General features: G+C 51.5%; 1 protein-coding gene. It reads right to left on the bottom strand.

Annotated elements, in window-relative coordinates:
• Window positions 1–261: 261 nt before the first annotated feature.
• A partial coding sequence (locus tag CKL79_RS23675; protein WP_205879199.1) for a hypothetical protein occupies window positions 262–482 on the bottom strand: 221 nt, incomplete at its 5' end.

Raw genomic sequence — 482 nt, 5'->3', positions numbered from 1 at the left:
CGGCTGTGTCCTGGCGGATTAGGGCTGCTGTGAACTTTACTCCATTTCTCGCTGAACGGCTGATACGTTTCTTCGCAAGCACTGTCCGTTAGTTGGAATTTGGAATTGCTGATAGAAGAGGCTTCACCATCGCGCTGGCTCGTCAGTTTGCATCTGCACCCACAGCGATCGTTCTTTTCTCAAATTGACCATCGTCTGCCGGGCACTTGGATCTTAATTGAATTTTTTAGAGGCAGGCCCCGAGCTGTTGAAATATGCCACCTAGCCAATGGGCCTGATAACGAGGTGAATGACTACAACCGAGAGGTGTTTAATGGCTGTCGGAGGAAGTGAAGTAAAGGCGCAGGACGAAGGAGCGATCGCGCGGAAAAGCGGTCGTACAACCCCCATCGTCAGCACTAAATTAGTATGAGCGGCAGTCGGGAATCGCGCTGCCAAAAGGCAGGTCAGGAACCATCTTGTAGTCCCTGAAGATAGGCTGT

Origin of the sequence: Leptolyngbya sp. BC1307, assembly GCF_002286735.1 — a bacterium.
In the GTDB taxonomy this organism is placed as follows: Bacteria; Cyanobacteriota; Cyanobacteriia; order Phormidesmidales; family Phormidesmidaceae; genus Phormidesmis.
Note: the sequence above shows the minus strand (reverse complement) of the source record. Positions and strands in the feature narration are given on the sequence as shown.